Source organism: Microbacterium meiriae (assembly GCF_040685015.1).
GTDB lineage: Bacteria > Actinomycetota > Actinomycetes > Actinomycetales > Microbacteriaceae > Microbacterium > Microbacterium meiriae.
In genome coordinates, this window is the sequence record NZ_JBFBHD010000002.1 from 966,244 (window position 1) to 981,161 (window position 14,918).

General features: G+C 70.4%; 12 protein-coding genes. 6 read left to right on the forward strand and 6 right to left on the reverse strand.

What is annotated here, in order from left to right:
* Positions 1-62: 62 nt before the first annotated feature.
* From AB0N68_RS13195 to AB0N68_RS13205, 3 genes are all read left to right on the forward strand, one after another.
* Positions 63-1,742: a SulP family inorganic anion transporter gene (locus AB0N68_RS13195; RefSeq protein WP_313366686.1), complete on the forward strand. Its 1,680-nt coding sequence runs from the start codon at positions 63-65 to the stop codon at positions 1,740-1,742.
* Positions 1,743-2,414 carry a GAP family protein gene (locus tag AB0N68_RS13200; RefSeq protein ID WP_268776500.1) on the forward strand — a complete coding sequence of 224 codons (672 nt, stop codon included), beginning with the start codon at positions 1,743-1,745 and terminating at the stop codon, positions 2,412-2,414.
* A gap of 121 nt (positions 2,415-2,535) precedes the next feature.
* A complete protein-coding gene (locus tag AB0N68_RS13205) occupies positions 2,536-4,878 on the forward strand; it encodes an arylsulfatase (RefSeq protein ID WP_268776501.1) in 2,343 nt (780 codons plus the stop codon).
* 23 nt (positions 4,879-4,901) lie between these two features.
* Here the strand turns inward: AB0N68_RS13205 and AB0N68_RS13210 are convergent, their stop codons facing one another.
* The 3 genes from AB0N68_RS13210 to AB0N68_RS13220 all read right to left on the reverse strand — a co-directional run bounded on the left by AB0N68_RS13210 (position 4,902) and on the right by AB0N68_RS13220 (position 10,335).
* Positions 4,902-7,487, reverse strand: a complete 2,586-nt coding sequence (locus tag AB0N68_RS13210; protein WP_363332894.1) for a winged helix-turn-helix domain-containing protein — start codon at positions 7,485-7,487, stop codon at positions 4,902-4,904.
* 90 nt (positions 7,488-7,577) lie between these two features.
* Positions 7,578-8,561, reverse strand: a complete 984-nt coding sequence (locus AB0N68_RS13215; protein ID WP_187663778.1) for an FUSC family protein — start codon at positions 8,559-8,561, stop codon at positions 7,578-7,580.
* 103 nt (positions 8,562-8,664) lie between these two features.
* The gene (locus AB0N68_RS13220) at positions 8,665-10,335 is read right to left on the reverse strand and encodes a SulP family inorganic anion transporter (protein ID WP_363332896.1); all 1,671 of its coding nucleotides are present in this window, start codon (positions 10,333-10,335) and stop codon (positions 8,665-8,667) included.
* 180 nt (positions 10,336-10,515) lie between these two features.
* Here AB0N68_RS13220 and AB0N68_RS13225 point away from each other — a divergent pair, with 180 nt between their 5' ends.
* The 3 genes from AB0N68_RS13225 to AB0N68_RS13235 are packed head-to-tail and all read left to right on the forward strand — an operon-like array spanning position 10,516 to position 12,220.
* The gene (locus AB0N68_RS13225) at positions 10,516-10,902 is read left to right on the forward strand and encodes an SHOCT domain-containing protein (protein ID WP_187663776.1); all 387 of its coding nucleotides are present in this window, start codon (positions 10,516-10,518) and stop codon (positions 10,900-10,902) included.
* A gap of 38 nt (positions 10,903-10,940) precedes the next feature.
* Positions 10,941-11,774 carry a mechanosensitive ion channel family protein gene (locus AB0N68_RS13230; RefSeq protein WP_187663775.1) on the forward strand — a complete coding sequence of 278 codons (834 nt, stop codon included), beginning with the start codon at positions 10,941-10,943 and terminating at the stop codon, positions 11,772-11,774.
* A 44-nt stretch (positions 11,775-11,818) separates the two neighbouring features.
* Complete coding sequence (locus AB0N68_RS13235) at positions 11,819-12,220, forward strand: RidA family protein (protein ID WP_313366684.1); 402 nt, start codon at positions 11,819-11,821, stop codon at positions 12,218-12,220.
* A 1-nt stretch (position 12,221) separates the two neighbouring features.
* Here the strand turns inward: AB0N68_RS13235 and AB0N68_RS13240 are convergent, their stop codons facing one another.
* From AB0N68_RS13240 to trmB, 3 genes are read right to left on the reverse strand one after another with little or no spacing between them, the layout of a single operon-like run.
* On the reverse strand, positions 12,222-13,301 hold the full coding sequence (locus AB0N68_RS13240) for a DNA polymerase IV (RefSeq protein ID WP_363332899.1): 1,080 nt from the start codon (positions 13,299-13,301) through the stop codon (positions 12,222-12,224).
* Between the two features lie 39 nt (positions 13,302-13,340).
* Positions 13,341-14,192, reverse strand: coding sequence for a CPBP family intramembrane glutamic endopeptidase (locus AB0N68_RS13245; protein WP_313366682.1), 852 nt, complete (start codon positions 14,190-14,192; stop codon positions 13,341-13,343).
* The gene (gene trmB / locus AB0N68_RS13250) at positions 14,189-14,914 is read right to left on the reverse strand and encodes a tRNA (guanosine(46)-N7)-methyltransferase TrmB (protein ID WP_187663771.1); all 726 of its coding nucleotides are present in this window, start codon (positions 14,912-14,914) and stop codon (positions 14,189-14,191) included. Before trmB ends, AB0N68_RS13245 begins: the two co-directional genes overlap by 4 nt.
* Positions 14,915-14,918 lie beyond the last annotated feature (4 nt).

A 14,918-nucleotide genomic window follows, 5' to 3' on the forward strand; every position in this document is an offset into this window, starting at 1 on the left:
GTCGGCTGCCGTCGATGCCATATTGAAGCCGGAACCATCCATCGGGCGGGAAGGGAGACCGGATGCCGCGTCCGCTCGCGGGCCTGACCCGACGCAACCTCGCGACCGAGCTCACCGCGGGAGTCACCCTTCTGGCGATCGCCATCCCCCTCAACATCGGATACGCGCAGATCGCGGGGCTCCCCGCCACCGCCGGACTGTACGCGCTGATCATCCCGACCGTCGTCTATGCGCTCGTGGTGTCGTCGCGTCAGCTGGTCGCCTCCCCCGATGCCGCCGCCGCCGCGCTGGTGGCCTCCTCCATCGGCGGGCTCGCGGTCGCCGGGAGCGCCGACTACGCCACCCTCGCCCTCGCCCAGGCGATCCTCTGCGGCGGGATGTTCCTGCTGCTCGCCGTCTTCAAGCTCGGGTTCCTGGCGAATTTCCTGTCCAAGCCGATCCTCGTCGGCTTCGTCGGAGGCCTGGCGCTGGACATCATGGTCAGCCAGATCGCGAAGATGCTCGGCGTGAAGATCGACTCCGGTGCGGAGTTCGTGGACAAGGTCGTCGCGCTGGTCACAGGTCTCCCCTCGCTCAATGGCTGGTCCGTGCTCCTCGCCGCCGTCTCCGTCGCGGTGCTACTCGTCGGACAGCGCTACCTCCGCGCCGTCCCCTGGGCGCTGATCGTGCTCGTCGCGACGACCGTCGTGGTCGTCCTCACCGGCCTCGCCGGACGGGGCGTGGATGTGCTCGGCGAGGTCCCCGCCGGCCCTCCCGCGCTCACCTGGCCGGTCATCGACTGGTCGCTGTGGCTCGCCCTCATCCCCTCCGCGATCGCCCTGACCCTCGTGACCACGGCGGAGGGCCTGCTCGTGTCGCGCTCGTACTCCGAGAAGCACCGCTACCCGTTCCACGCCAACCGCGATCTGCTGGCGTTCGGCGTCGCGAACGTCGCGGCCGGCGCTCAGGGCAGCTTCGCGGTCGGGTCCTCGACCTCGCGCACCGCCGCGATGGACCAGGCGGGCTCGCGCACGCAGCTCCCCGCGCTCGTGCTCGCGGTCGGGACGCTCCTGCTGCTGCTCTTCGGCACCGCGCTCCTCGCCGACATCCCCTCCCCGGCGATCGGCGCCATCGTCGGCGTGGCGATCATCCCGCTCCTCGGCATCCGCGACTTCATCCGGCTGTGGCGGCTGGATCGGTTCGAGTTCGTCATCGGTGCCGTCTGCTTCCTCGTGACACTGTTCGTCGGGTCGATCGCGGGAATCGTCGTGGCCTTCGTGCTCGCCCTCATCAATCTCGCGCAACGCGCCTCCCATCCGGCGATCGACGTGCTGGAAACCTCGGGCGACCCCGGGGAATCCCTGTTGGAGGATGCTCCCGCCGGCACGACCACCGCACCGGGGGTCATCGTCGTCCGGCTCGCGGCCCCGCTGTTCTTCGCGAACGGCGCTGTGTTCTCCGCGGCCGTGAAGGACGCGGTCCGCACCGCGGGCCCCTCCGCCGTCCAGCATGTCGTGATCGACATGGAAGCCGTCACGGACGTCGACGTCACCGGAGCCGAGGCCTTCCAGGCGCTCCGGGAGTGGCTCGACACCCAGTCGATCTCGCTGGCCTTCAGCCGCGTCCGTCCGAACACTCTCCGCCGCCTCCGCACCCTGGGCCTCCTCGACCGGGAGACCGTCTACGCGACCAACCGCGCGGCGATCACCGACCTCTCGCCGACCGATGCCGCCTCGTCGGCTCCGCACAGGAAGGGCAGCTGAATGGGTGCCGTCATCGGGGAGATCCTCCCCCTCGCCGTGGGTGTCGCGATCAGCCCCGTGCCGATCATCGCCGCGATCCTCATGCTCCTGTCCCCGAAGGCGCGGGTCACGAGCATCGGGTTCCTCCTGGGATGGATCGTGGGCATCGTCGCCGCGGTCACCGTCTTCACCCTGCTCTCCGCCGTGCTTCCGGAGGAGGATCCCGACGCCTCCCGGCCGATCCGCGGCGTCATCCAGCTCATCCTCGGCCTCCTGCTGCTGGTCCTGGCCGTCGGTCAGTGGCGCAAACGCCCGAAAGCGGGGCAGCCCGCGGCCCTGCCGTCATGGATGAAGGCGATCGACACGATGTCGTTCGGCACCGCCCTCGGTCTCGGGCTCCTGCTGTCGGCGGTGAACCCCAAGAACCTCCTCCTCGCGGCCGGTGCCGGCGTCGACATCGGCAGCGCGTCGCTGGACGCAGGCTCCACGATCCTCGTGATCGCCGTCTTCACCCTGATCGGGGCATCGACGGTCCTCGTTCCCGTCATCGGCTATCTCATCGCCGCCGCACGACTTCGCGCGCCGCTCGACGCCCTGCGCGGTTGGCTCGCCGCAGAGAACGCGGTCATCATGGCCGTGCTGCTGCTCGTCATCGGCGTGTCCATGATCGGCAAGGGCATCGGCAGCTTCTGAGCACAGCGTCCGGCTGGCAGAGGAGATCACCCGGATGAACGCGGCTCGCATCCGTGACCACGGCGCCGGCGCGGCAGTACTGTGCGGGGAAGGCGGTTCGGCAGAGATGAAGGAGATGGACATGGCCCGTGACTTCCAGGGCAGGATCGAACTCGACGTCCGCGATTCGGAGGCCGACTGGGAGGCCTTCCTCCCGGCGAAGCCACGAGAGGGAGCACCCAACGTTCTCGTCGTCCTGTACGACGACACCGGCATGGCGGCGTGGTCCCCGTACGGCGGACGCATCAACATGCCGACCATGGATCGCCTGGCGCAGAACGGTCTGACCTACTCCCAGTGGCACACGACGGCGCTCTGCTCGCCGACCCGCTCGACGTTTCTCACCGGGCGCAACCACCACCTGAACGGCTTCGCGACGATCTCGGAGTCGTCCACGGGGTTCCCCGGATACAACTCCCACATCCCCGACTCGAACACGACCATGGCCCACGTCCTGCGCGACGCCGGCTGGTCGACGTTCTGGGTGGGCAAGAATCACAACGTCCCGATCGACGAGTGGACGGCCGGCGCCTCCAAGAAGCACTGGCCGCTGGCGCAGGGCTACGACCGCTTCTACGGCTTCATCGGCGGTGAGACCAACAACTGGTACCCCTCCCTCGCCGAGGACAACCACTACATCGACCAGCCCGCCCTCCCTGAAGACGGCTACCACCTGTCGAAGGACCTCGCCGATCAGGCGCTGTCGATGATCCGCGACGTCAAGCAGACGGAGCCGGACAAGCCCTGGTACCTCTGGTTCTGCCCCGGCGCGAACCACGCCCCGCACCACGCCCCGCAGGAATACATCGACAAGTACAAGGGCATGTTCGACGACGGCTACGAGGCGTACCGCGAGTGGGTGCTGGCCCGGATGATCGAGAAGGGCATCGTCCCGGAGGGCACCGAGCTCACCCCGCTCAACCCGATGCCGGAAGGCTCGTTCTCGGCCGCCGACGAAGTACGCCCGTGGGACTCCCTGGATGCCGAGGAGAAGGCGATGTTCTCGCGCATGGCCGAGGTCTACGCCGGATTCAGCGAGTACACCGATGCCCAGGTCGGCCGTATCGTCGACTACCTCGAGGAGTCGGGACAGCTGGACAACACCCTCATCATCTACTGCGCCGACAACGGCGCCTCCGGAGAGGGCAGCCCGAACGGCTCGGTCAACGAGGGCAAGATCTTCGGCGGGTACCCGGACGACGAGGCCGAGAACCTGCGCATGGTCGATAAGCTCGGCTCCCCCGACACCTACAACCACTACCCGACGGGCTGGGCCGCCGCCTTCTCTACGCCCTACAAGATGTTCAAGCGCTATACCTACCAGGGCGGCGTCTGCGATCCGTTGGTGATCCACTGGCCGGCCGGCATCAGCGCGCGTGGAGAGGTCCGTCATCAGTACCACCACTCCACCGACATCGTGCCGACGATTCTCGAGGCCTGCGGCGTCGAGTTCCCAGAGGTGTACAACGGCATCGAGCAGACGCCGTTGTCCGGCGTCTCGATGGCGTACTCGTTCGACGCGGCGCCGGAGGCACCCACGGAGAAGGAGACGCAGTACTACGAGATGTTCGGGCAGCGCGGCATCTGGCACCACGGCTGGAAGGCCGTCACCGTCCACGGCCCGATCAGCGGCACGGGGCACTTCGACGAGGACGAATGGGAGCTGTACCACACCGACGTCGACCGCGCCGAGGCCGTCAACCTCGCCGCGGAGCACCCGGACAAGCTCGAGGAGCTCAAGGCGCTCTGGATGGAAGAGGCGAAGGCCAACGCGGTGCTCCCGCTGAACGACCTCCAGATCATCGGGAACCCGAAGGACTTCGAGACCTTCGTGGCGATGGAGTTCCATCAGCCCGCGCCGCCCTCCGGCCGGTTCGTCTACTATCCGGGGACCAGCGAGGTGCCGGAGCGGTCGGCGGCGAACACCCACGGCGTCTCCTTCAAGATCGCGGCGGAGGTCGAGTTCACGCCCGACACCGAGGGCGTCATCTTCGCGCACGGCTCCCGGTTCGGCGGCCACGCTCTGGTGGTCAAGGACGGTCAGATCCATTACGTCTACAACTTCCTCGGGATCCCGCCGGAGGACCGCATCTCCGGCCCCGCCCCCACTTCCGGGAAGCACATCATCGGGGTCGATTTCGTCAAGGAGGGCATGGGCGAGTACCGGGAGGGCGTCGGGCCCGCGCGGCTCTACATCGACGAGGAGAAGGTCGACGAGAAGCAGATCCGCACGGTCCTCGGTCACTTCTCGCTCTGCGGGGAGGGCCTGACGATCGGACGGGACAGCGCCGACCCGGTCTCGTCCCTGTACGGATACGGATTCGACTTCCGCGGCGGGAGCATCGCCCAGGTCGTGTTCGACATCGCCGACGACGCCTATCTCGACCTGGAGGCGCACCTGGCGGCCGCCATGGCCCGCGACTGACGACCCGGCGGCCGCCCCGGTCCTCAGAGCAGTCCGAGGGCCTGGGCGGCCGCCGTCACCCCGTCGCGGTCCGAGACGCCCAGCTTGCGATAGATGTTGCGCACGTGCGTCTTCACCGTGTTCGGCGAGATGTACTCCTGCTGTGCGATCTGGCGCAGCGTGGCGTTGCGACTCAAGGCGCTCAGCACGATGCGCTCGCGCTGCGTCACCTCCTCCTCGACGAGGACCCCGGCGGCGGCGAGCCGCTCTCGCACCCGATCGGCGAAGTGCGTGCGCGCCCCGACCGTCGCCCGGGCCGCGAGCAGCCGCGACACGACGGGTCCCGCTTCGGCGATGCGGCGCACATGGTCCTCCGGCTCCGCGAGGGCGAGGGCGGTCGCGAGCGCCAACTGCGCCCGATCCGGCTCCCCGTCGTGCACGTCGAGCTCGGCTTCCACCAGCCACGCGTCGATCATCGACGCAGGAAGCAGACACGGGGTCGCCCCCTCCAGCACCGACGCCAGCGCACCCCGGGCGATGCCGTCCCGGCGGTCGTGCACGGCGGCGATCGCGCGGAGCACGAGCACATCCCCCGTATCCCCGAGCGCGTCCTCCATGTCGGTGATGAAACGGTCGCGGAGCGTCGGCTCCCCCAGCCGGTCGAAGGCATGGACGGCGAAGGGCGCCATCATGGCGTACCAGTGCGGCGGAAGCGGCAGATCATCACGGGGGGTCAGGGTGTCCAGGAGCCGCACGGCCGCCTCGCGGGGATCCGCGGACCGGTCCGCCTCGAGCAGCCCGCGCATCCCCTGCAGGCCCCGCGCGATCGCGGTCTCTCCGCCGTCGGCGATCACCCGCGCCGCCGTGTGCAGGGTCTGCGCCTCGTCGATGGTCTGCATGCCCTCGTAGGGTGCCCAGAAACGCCAGACCCGCGTCACCTCGAAGAAGGGATTGTCCGGCTCGTCGAACTCGTGCCAGCGGTGCTCGAGAGCGGCTCCCGCGACGATGGCGTCGCGGAGCCTCCCGCGGAACAGCACGCTGGTGGCGAGGACAGCTTCGGCCTGCAGCTCCGCCGCGCGCGCCCCGATCGCTCGCGCGAGATCCCCCGCGAGTCGCGCGGTCGCCTCCGCCTGATCCAGCCGTCCGATGTAGAGCTCCGCCGTCGCGGCCTCCAGGAGGGCGTAGGTGTCGAGCTGCTCCTCTTCGCTGAGGCCGCGGAGGGCGGCGCCCGCCCCGTCGAGCGCCTCGGCGATCCCGCCCCGGCGCAACGCGGTGTGGAGTTCGATCCCGTGCCGCCACCGACGGTCGACGTCGGACTCCCCCGCGTCGACGGACGGCACGATCACGGCGGCCGACGGGTCCCCGCAGGACAACTCCGCCGCGGCGATCAGCATCCGCACCGTCGGCACCGATCGCAGGGCAGCCGGCAGCTCCCCCATCACCTGCCGCACCGCGTCCGCGCGGCCGTCCAGCACGAGCTGCATCCCACAGCGCCGCAGGACGCCGGTCGTGCAGGCCGTCTCCCCACCGCGGACCGCGTGCCGCAACGCGAGGAGAGGCTCCTGTCGGGCGGCGAACCAGTCCGCCGCCCGACGGTGGAGCTGCTCCTCTCGGTCGGGGCCGCCTTCCCGCAGCCGGCCGAGGAGGAACTCCCGCAGCAGTGGCGGATAGTGGTAGCGGGGCGGGTCCGCGGCGTCGGGTCCCGCGAGCACGGTGAGGCGGAGCAGCCGGTCGATCAGGGCCGTCACGGCCCCGGCTTCCGAGAGCACTGCGGCGAGTTCGGCGGTGAAGGTCTCCACGACCGCCGTCGCCTCCAGGAAAGACCGGAGCTCGCCGTCCAGGTCGCCGAGGACCTCCTCGACGAAGTAGTCCGCGACTTCGGGGGCGTCTCCGCGGAGCGGACGGGAGAGCACGGTCTGCGCCCCCGCGGCGTCGAGCATCATGAGCTGCAGGCCGGTCGCCCATCCCTCGGTTCGGGAGAGCACGGAGCTGATCTCCCCCTGGGAGAGCCGGATACCCCGCGTGCGGAAGAACGCCCTGACCTCGGTCGGGTCGAACGCGAGCGCGCGGGCGTCCAGTTCGAGCGCCACCCCCGCGATGCGTCGACGCGCCAGAGGGATGGCTCTCGTCCCTCGTCCGGAGAGCACCACGTGCACGTTGCCCGGGGCGTTCTGCACGAACGTCGAGATCAGCTGCGCGGTCTCCTCGTCCTCCACACGGTGCACGTCGTCGACGACGACGACGATGCGCCCCCTCGCCTCGCTGAGGGCCCGGGCGAGCGCCCGCGCCGTGGCCGCGGACCGCAGGGAGGACACCTGGGACAGCGCGTCCTGCAAGCCGGGATCGTCGATCCGCTCGAGGGCCGCACGCACGAGCGGCAGGTCCGCCTCCCCGCGCTCCAGCGCCACCCACACGAGCGCGATCTCCGCATCGGCGCGGAGATCCTGCGCCCACTGCAACAGCAGCCTGGTCTTCCCTGATCCTGCCGGCGCGCTCACGAGCGTGAGCGTCCACGGCCCGTCCATCGCGGCCGTCAATCGCGAGAGCAGGCGCTCTCGACGGACCTCGCCCTTCACCGCAGCAGGTAGGGGACTCTCGTCCGTTCCCGCCCTCCGTACATCGTGCAGCACTCGAAACCCCCCGATTTCGATCTTGCTCCCCCTCGCGGGCAGTCTATTGCAAGGTGGGAGCGGTCCCGCAAGAGGTATCGCGGACCGGGCTCACTCGGTGACGCCGGCGCGCACCGGCCGTCGGATCGCCAACAACGCCGGCACCAGCGCCCCGAAGAACAGCGCGAGGGCCACGCCCAGGAACGTCTCGAGGGTCCGCTCCAGGAAGCGCGCGGTCGGCGACTCGACCGATGTCGACAGCAGCAGGGTGAGGACGAGGAAGGTCGTGAAGGCGGGGGCGACATACCACCGGCTCTCCTGCACCGCGCCGAGACACCCCAGCACGACGCCGATCGCGAGGCCGATCACCGCACCACTCGGAGACAGCAACGCGAAACCGGCGGCCGCCAGCGCTCCGATGAGCACCGACGCCGCCCGACCGACGCTGCGGAGGACGAGCTGCCCACGCACGGGACGCATCACGAGCAGCACGGCGCCCGTCGCCCAGCCCACGTGCTCGACCCCGGTCGCGAAGCCGATGGCGGCCGCCGTCCCCGCGGCGGCGCCCAGGAGAATCCCGTAGATCAGCAGGGCTCGCCCCTTGGGCATGGCCGCCGGGGCCCGCGCACCCGCCCCGTGCTCCGGCCACAGAAGCGCGATGAGCCACGCGTAGATCGAACCCGTGACGATCGCGCCCGCCAGAAGGAGCGTCGTCGAAGACAGGGGGAAGCTCAGACCGATCCCGACCATGGGCAGGACAAGGGTCAGAGCGAGCTGTCCGGCGCGCTCCCGCGCGGCGAGCATGCTGGCCAGCACCGCCAGCACGGCCAGGGCGAGCACGGCGAAGATCGGTACGAGGGAGAGGGTGGCGCCGAGCAGGAGCCCCAGCGCCACCAGCGCCCCCAGCACCGGGATCGCCGAGCGGGCCCGCCGCCGCGGGGGCAGTCCGATGACGGCCGCGGGCAGGACCCCGATGCTCAGCGCCAGCGCGAGAGCGGGGTCGAACGGTGCGACCGCGATCGGAGGCACGGCGTACAGGACGCCGAGACCGAACCGCGACCACCGCCACGTCAGTCCCCCGCGCGCCGCCATCATCGTCTCGCTCTCCGGTTCCGGCTGCGGTCGGGCATGCTCTCCCCGGTATCGATCGCCCCACGGATCCCTCGTGCCGTCAGCCTAGGCAGGCGATGACCGCGCGTCACCGCTCGTCGGGCACTTCACCCGGGTGAACGCCCCCGCGCTCCTCCCGGTCCGCCGCGGCCCGGAGCCCGACATCGACGGCAGGGTGCACGCGGCCCGCCTCCACCAGCCCGGCGTACCAAGGGGTCCGCGCCGCGACGACGGACGCCTCCTCCGGCAGAGCCGCGAGGTGGAGCTGCACACCGAGTTGAGCCAGCTCCCGGTCGAGCGCCTCCAGGGTGTCGAGCACGGTGATGGACATCACCACCTGCTGCGGCAGCCCGAGCACGAGCGTCCGCACCGGCTCGGCCTGAGCCGCGACCGTCTGGACGATGAGCCGCTGGTTGGCCAGCGCGTTCGCGGTGTACAGCCCCCGTTCCGGTTCCAGACCGAGAGCACTCCCCCTCCGCCCCACGACCCGGACCCGGGGGATGTTGAGCTCCCGCAAGACGAGGACGAGGGTCACCACGACCCCGACGGCCACCGCAGGGAGGAGTCCCGCCGTGAGGCCGATCGCCGCGACCGCGGTCGCGACCCAGAAGTCCACTCTGCTGATGCGCGCCCACCGCACGAGCTCGGGGATGTTGATGAGTCCGGCCACCGCCGTGAAGACCATGGCGGCCAGCGTCGCCTCCGGCAGCAGGCTGAGCACAGGAGCGAGGAAGAGCGCGACCAGGACGGCCAGCGCGACCGTCGTCAGCGTCGCCAGCTGGGAGCGGGCGCCGGCTCCCTGGTTGACCGCGCTCTGCGAGAATCCGCCTGCTGCGGGCATGGCCGCGAAGAATGCGCCGACGGTGTTCGCCGCCCCGGTCGCGAAGAGCTCCTGGTCGCTGTCGATCTGCGGCTCCGTCGCCTGGCGCAGGCTGCGCGCGACGGCAGCGGACTCGAGGAAGGCCATGACGGCGATGGCGAGCGCTCCCGGCACGAGGGCCGCGGTCTCTGACAGGTCAGGGATGCCCGGAACGGGCAGACCACCGGCCACCGGGGCGATGAGGTCGACCCCGAGTTCATCGATCCCGCCGACCCCGACGAGCAGCATGCCGGCCGCGACGACGACGAGGGTGCCCGGCACCCGCGGAGCGAAGCGCTTGAGGAGCAGGAGGGTGGCGATGGATCCGGTCGAGAGGAGCAGCGTGGGCACGTTGACGCTGTCGAACGCCCCTCCCACGGCGACCAGGGACCGGAGGAAGCCGTGGCCGGAGAAGTCGAACGACTCTCCGAGGAGCTTCGGCAGCTGGCCCACGGCCACCGTCGCCCCGACCCCGATCTTCAGTCCGAGCACGGTGGCTCCGCTGATGTTCTCGACGAGCGAGCCCAGGCGGCACGCCCGCGCGAGCAGCAGCACCGCCCCCACCAGGAGGGTGAGCATCATGAGCGCGCCGAGAGCGTCGTCCGGCCCCGCAGCGACGCCCGCCGAGACCAGCGTCGTCGCGGTGAGGGTGGCGATGGTCGAGGTCGTCGAGACACTCATCGCCCTGCTGCCGCCCAGAAGAGCGTAGACGAGCATCGGCACGATGCACGTGTAGAGGCCGACCTGCACCGGGAGGTCGGCGATCGTCGCGTAGGCCATGGCCTGCGGCACCACCACCGCACCCGCGGAGAGGCCGGCGAGGACGTCCCGCACGATCCACCCGCGCTGGTAGCCGTCCAGAGTGCTCAGCAGCCAGGACGGTCTGCGCACTGCGCTCATCGGGGCTCCCTCCGCCGTCGAGGGAAGCGTACTGCCGACGCTCCGGCGGCGTCCGGCCGAGGACGCGTCGCGGACCCGAGTCACCCGGGTGAACTCCCCACGGAACCGGTGCGGAGGATCACGGCCGCCGGTATGTTCCGAGCGTGCCCCGGCGACGGCGGCACCGAGAAAGGAGCAGTCATGGGATTTTGGGCATCGTTCTGGGACATCATCTGGTGGTTCCTATGGATCTTCGCCTTCACCGCGTACCTCTTCGCTCTGTTCGCGATCATCGGAGACCTGTTCCGCGATCACAAGCTGAGCGGCTGGTGGAAGGCCGTGTGGATCCTCTTCCTGATCTTCGTGCCGTTCCTCACCGCCCTCGTCTACCTCATCGCCCGCGGCAACGGCATGGCCGAACGCAGCAGCGCCGAGGCGCGTCGGGCGCAGGAGGCCGCGAACGCCTACATCCAGCAGGTCGCCGGCAGCAGTCCGAGCGAGGAGATCGCGAAGGCCAAGGCACTCCTCGACGCCGGCACCATCACGCCGGACGAGTACTCCCTCATCAAGGCGAAGGCGCTGCAGTAGGCCGCGGCCGGCCCCCACCATCGCGAGGAGCCCGCGGCATGGACCTGCAGGATCTGCTGCCCACCGACATCGACTGGTGGCAGCTGCTGCTCGCCCTGCTCGTCGCCCTCGCGACCTGGATCATCTCGCGGTTCGCACGCCGGGGCACCACAGCCCTGCTCCGGCGTGCCCCCGGGATCTCCGCCGCCGTCGGGACGGCGATCGCGCAGTTCGTCGGCTACGCCATCCTCCTGCTGGGCTTCGGCATCGCGCTCGCGATGCTCGGCGCCAACGTCCAGCCTCTGCTCGCGATCGTCGTCATCCTCGGCATCGTGGCGATCCTCGTCCTCCGCGGCGTCGCCGACAACTTCGCGGCCGGTGTGCTGCTGCAGGCACGGCAGACGGTCCGCATCGGCGACGAGATCGTCGTGGAGGCCCTGGATTCGGTCATCGCCGGGACCGTGACCGAGCTCAACGCCCGCGCGGTGATCCTGCACACCGTCGACGGGCGCACCCTCCACATCCCCAATGCGCGCCTGCTCTCGGATCCCGTCGTCAACGACTCCACCCATGGCGCCCGGCGCAGCGAGGTGGAGGTGCGGGTCCGGCGGGACGGGACGACCGGGATCGATGATCTGCTCGCGCCGCTCGTCGACGCGGCCAGGACGGCGGAGGGCGTGCACCGGCACGAGGGCGTGCGGGCACTCGTGGTCAGCGTGAGCGCAGACCGGCTGACCGCGCGGCTGCAGTTCTGGCACCACCCGCTGCACGGTGCCGTGGCGAGTGCCGCGGTCGTGATCGCGGTCTTCGATGCCCTCGGCAACCTCGGCACGACCGGCACGGTGACCAGCGTCCCGGCCCCACCACCGCTCGTCCCGTCCGACCCCGTGTGAGACCAGGGGTGCGCGATGTCGGTGCCCTCGGGCATGATCTGCGCATGGACATCACCTTCCTGCAACCGGACGGCCTCGTCCGCAGCCCTGCCTTCAGTCACGCCGCCGTCATCCCGCCCGGGGCGACCACCGTCTACATCGGAGGGCAGAACGGCGTCGATGCCTCCGGTGCCGTCGTCTCCCCCGACGTGGCCGCGCAGTCCCTTCGCGCTCTCGACAACGCCCGAGTCGCACTGGAGTCCGCGGGGGCGACGCTCGACGACGTCGTGAGCTGGACCATCCTCATCGATCAGGAGGCAGATCTGCGCGCGGCGTACGGCGCCGTGGCCGCCACGCTCGCCAGAGAGGGCGCCCCGCCCCTGGTGACCGCCGCACGGGTGGCGGGCCTCGGCGTGTCCGGAGCACTCATCGAGGTGAGCGCGATCGCCGCAATGGTCCGCGACTGAGTCAGATGCGACCGCGCACGGGGGTGCGTTCCGCGCCGTCCGGCTCGTCGGGCATGGTCATCTCGGCACGGACACCGAGCAGCCGCACTTCCCGGTCGGCGTCGAGGGTCTCGCCGAGAGCGAGTGCCATCGCGACCACGTCCTCTCGTTCCGTCGTGGGATCCGGGAGCTTCCGGCCGAAGGTCTTCGTCTCGAACGGCGCATACCGCACCTTGAGGTGCACCCGGGTGACCGGACGCCCTTCGACGGCGCAGTCGTCGAACGCGTGCCCCGCGAGCTCGCGCAGCGCATCCTGTACCGCGTCGCGTGTCGTGAGGTTCTGCTGATACGTGGTCTCCCGACTGTGGCTCCGGGCCACCCACGGGGTGTCGTCGACGATCCGTGGCCCCAGCCCCGAGCCCAGACCCAGATACCACCGCCCCATCTTCGGACCGAACTCCGCGACCAGCGTCTCCTCGTCCGCGGCCGCCAGCTCGCGCACCGTCGCGATACCGTGGGTCGCCAGGCGCTTCTGCACCTTCGGTCCCACGCCCCACAGGTCACGCGTCGGCCGGTCGCCCATCACCGCGAACCAGTTGTCGGCGGTCAGCCGGAAGACCCCCCGCGGTTTGCCGAACTCGGTCGCGATCTTCTTCGCCCGCACCTTGTTGTCGCCGATGCCCACCGAGCAGTGCAGGCCGGTGGCCTCCTCCACCGCCCGCTGGGCGGCCCGCGCGACGCCCTCCGGATCATCGGTCGCGACTCCGAGGAAGCACTCGTCCCATCCCACCACCTCGAGCACCACGTCCGGCAGTGCACGCAGCGCGGCCATCACCTCGTCCGATGCCCGCTCGTACTCCGCGTGATCGACGGGCAGGAACACCGCGTCCTCCGGCGCCTTCCGCGCCGCGATCTTCAGGGGCATGCCCGACCCGATGCCGAACGCGCGGGCCTCGTACGACGCCGTCGAGACGACGGCCCGCTCGGTCGGATCACCGCGTCCCCCGACGATGACCGGACGGCCGGCCAGCTCCGGACGGCGCCGCACCTCGACTGCCGCGATGAACTGATCCATGTCGACGTGCAGCACCCACTCGGTCATGCATCGAGTGTGACCGCTGACGACCGCGAAGTCACCCCGTCAGACCAGGAAGATCGGCAGGAGCCCGGGGTTGTGGGCGTGGACGAGGACGGCGAAGACCACCGCATCGAAGAGGAGGTGCACCGTGACGACGTAGGCCAGCGAATGGGTGCGGAGGAAGATGAACCCCTGCAGCAGCGCGAACGGGATGGTCAGCAGCGGCCCCCACTCCCGGTAGCCGAGCTCCCAGAGGAAGGAGACGAAGACGACGGCCTGCAGCACGTTCGCCAGCGCATCGGGGAAATGGCGACGCAGCAGCGCGAAGACGGTGCAGATGAAGAACAGCTCATCCCAGATGCCGACCGCGCCGACGCCGACGAACAGCCGCGCGATGAGATCGGGCGTGTCCACCACGGGCCAGTTCTGATAGACGCCGCTGGTGATGAAGTAGAAGGGCAGGATCAGCCAGCCGAGCACCAGCACCGCGACGAGCCAGCCCCAGTGGAGCAGTCCCCAGCGCTGCCCGGTCCGCCAGGGGAACCGGATCGCCCGGTCGCGGAAGACGAACCGCGAGAGCAGATACGGCACGAGCACCGCACCGCCGAGCGCGAGGGTGAAGCGCAGCATGGCCAGGTTGTCGAGCTCCGCCGCGAGCGGGATGACGCTCACGATGAGCATGCCGAGCGCGATCAGCGAGAGGTCACGGGTGAGCGAGGGCCGCCCGGATCCGTCGGCCCCGGTCAGCGGCTCGCCGCGGCGCTCCACGAGCAGGGCGGCACCGACGCCCAGCGCCAGCAGCAGCCAGCCGAGCCAGGGCAGCGCCACGACGAAGAAGGCCGGGGCGGCCGCGCACACCAGCGCCGCGGGGACGAGGCGCACCCCCATGGGCGCACTCGGAGAGGCCTCCGTCATGCACGATCCCGTCGGCGGTACACGAGATCGCGGATGTCGCGGCCCTTCGCGCGGCCCTTCCGCTCGAAAGCGGTCATGACGCGGCCGTCGAACCGCTCGGCCCAGTCGCCCTCGAAGGCCCGCTCGAACAGAGGCTCGGCGTCGAGCACCTCCCGCATCTGCAGTGCGTAGTCCTCCCAGTCGGTCGCGAGCCGGAGGAGGCCGCCGTCGCGCAGCGCCCTGGCGGCCGTGTCCCCGAATCCCGGGCGCACCAGGCGACGCTTCGTGTGGCGCTTCTTGTGCCAGGGATCGGGGAAGAAGATCCACACCTCGGCCGCCGCTGCCTCCGGCAGGTACGAGGAGAGCACCTCCGGCGCATTGGCCTCCACGACGCGGAGGTTCTGTGCACCCGCGCGGTCGGCGTCGAGCATGGTCCGGGCGAGCCCCGCACGGAAGACCTCCACCGCGAGGAAGTCGTCGTGCGGACGGCTCGACGCGGCGGCGACGATGGCATGCCCCTGGCCGGACCCGATCTCGACGAAGAGATCGGCCTCCCGGCCGTACTCGGCGGCGACGTCCAGCCGCGCCTCGGGGTGCACGGAGGTCCATGCCACCGCGCGCGGGACATCCAGCAGATAGTGCGGGGCGAGATCGGTGAAGGCGCGCTCCTGCGCCTCGGACATCCGGCCGCTCCGACGCACGAAGGACACCGGTTCGTCGCGGAAGGTACGCGGTTCGGGCATGGAT